Origin of the sequence: Pseudoalteromonas sp. SR45-5 (genome assembly GCF_014163565.1) — a bacterium.
GTDB classification, from domain to species: Bacteria; Pseudomonadota; Gammaproteobacteria; order Enterobacterales; family Alteromonadaceae; genus Pseudoalteromonas; species Pseudoalteromonas distincta.
Genome location: NZ_JACJDN010000614.1, coordinates 1 through 2,337, shown reverse-complemented (window position 1 = coordinate 2,337; position 2,337 = coordinate 1). Strand labels below are relative to the sequence as shown.

1 protein-coding gene is annotated in these 2,337 nt (G+C 40.0%); it reads left to right on the top strand.

The features are described 5' to 3' along the window. A partial coding sequence (locus tag H5072_RS17140) for a TonB-dependent receptor (protein WP_182694228.1) occupies positions 1–2,337 on the top strand: 2,337 nt, incomplete at both ends.

Genomic DNA, 2,337 nt, shown 5'->3' with positions numbered 1-2,337 from the left:
CCAATGTTCTCAAGTGTGCAAGTTTTAGCGGCTGACGAAGCAGCTACATCAATTGAAAAAATTCAGGTAACTGGCTCTCGCATTAATCGTACTGATATGGAAACATCAAGCCCAATCACAGTTATCGGTGATGACTTCATTGCAAAAAGTGGTTTCACATCGGTTGCTGACATACTTTCTACTCAGCCATCAGCTGCTGGTATTAGCTTAGGCGCTTCAAGTAATAATGGTTCAGGTGGTTCTGCGACAGTCAACCTACGTGGTATGGGCTCGCAACGTACACTGGTATTATTAAATGGTCGTCGTATGGTTTCTTCAGGAACCGGCGCAGATTCTTCTGTTGATTTAAATACCATTCCTGTAGCAATGATCAAATCTATAGAAATCTTAAAAGACGGCGCGTCTGCAGTATATGGCTCTGATGCTATTGCTGGTGTTGTTAACATCATAACAAAGAAAGATTTTGAAGGTTCAGAGCTTAACGTTGAAGGCAGCCGCACTACAAAAGGTGATGGCAATAATTACGGTGTTAGTTTATTACACGGAATGAATATTGCCGATGGCAACTTAGTTGTTGGTGCTCAATACTCAAACCGTGGTGAAGTAATTCAGTCGGATCGTCGTTTTGTAGAGCCTGGCGAGTCTTCATTTATCCCTGAAGGAACACTGGGCGGCAGAACTTACCAGGGTAATGGTGTTTTTGCAGATAGAACTACTTCATACGATTTCACAACATCAAGCTATGCTCAAACACCTAATGAGCTATACAGCTTATTTACTAGTTTTGACAAAGAGCTAGACTCAGACACTACATTTAATGTTGATTTGATGTATACACGTCGTGAATCTAACCAACAACTTGCACCACAACCAGCAAGTATTGATTTAAGTACTTCTAGCTTGGATTCAACTTACACAGATAGCTTCCGTGACGCAGATACAGGCGATCTTGCTGACTCTTTAGAGTACAGAAGAAGAATGGTTGATGCTGGTCCTCGTATTTATGAGCAAGAAACTGACACTTACCGTGTATCTGTTGCTTTACAAGGTTTATTAGATAACGATGCAAGCTGGGATGTAAGTGCAACTTACGGTCGTAATGACTCAAAAGATAAAGTTCAAAACTCAATTAATGCAAGTCGAGTTGAAGAAAGCATTTATGCAAACCAAGCTCTTTGGTTTAGCGGTGATGCTTTAGATCGTAGCTTATTAACATCTAACGATTCAATTTATACTGAGTCAAACGAAGGTGGTAACGAGCAATTTATTCTTTCAGCTGGTTATAGTGCAGTAACAGAAAGTGATATTGGTTACGCAATCGGTGTAGAAAACCGCTTTGAAAGTGGTTACTACACACCAGATCTAATTACTCAGCTTGGTGAGAGCACAGCTGCACAACAAGATCCAACTGAAGGTGATTTCTCAGTACAGTCTATCTACTTTGAAACATCTATGCCGGTATTAGAGACTGTTACCCTTGAAGGTGCTGCTCGCTACGATAACTACTCTACCTTTGGTGGCGAAACAACGTGGAAACTTGGTGCAACGTGGAATGTAACTGAAGAGTTTATGGTTCGTTCTGTATTAGCTACTGGCTTTAGAGCACCAAACGTATCAGAACTGTTTGGTGGTAACTCAGGTTCGTACGATTACCTAGCTGATCCATGGGGCAACGAACAAGATGCTCAAATACTTGTAAACTACACAAGTGATAACGATCTTAAAGCCGAAGAAAGTCGCTCTTTCACTTTTGGTATGGTTTGGGAAGTAGCTGACGGCTTATCAACAACTCTAGATTACTGGAAGTTTGATATTACTAATGCGATTACTCGCTTAGATGTTCAAAACGAAATGAATAGCTGTTTTGCAGGTGACTCAGAATCATGTTCATCAGTAAACATCACACAATCTGGTGACTTATCTAACCTAAGTTCAGCACTAACTAACGTAGGTTCTCAAGAAACATCAGGTGTTGATTGGAATATTAGCTACTCTGCAGATAACTATCGTATAAACCTTGATACAACTTATTTAATCAAGTTTGAAGAAGATGACATTAATTACACTGGCACTATTGATGGCAACATCGGTGGATACTCTAAAATTAAATCTAATCTATCTGTAAGCTACGATATAACTGATGCATTTAATGTGCTTTATAATGCACGTTTTCTCCGTGGTATGGACGGCGATTACTACGGTGAGTCGTTTAGCACAGATAACGTTATTTACCATGATATTTCTATGAGCTATAACATCAATGATGCACTTCGTGTTACCGGTGGTATGAACAATATCTTTGATAAAGAGCCAGAAGAAGTTCTAGGCGGCAATGAA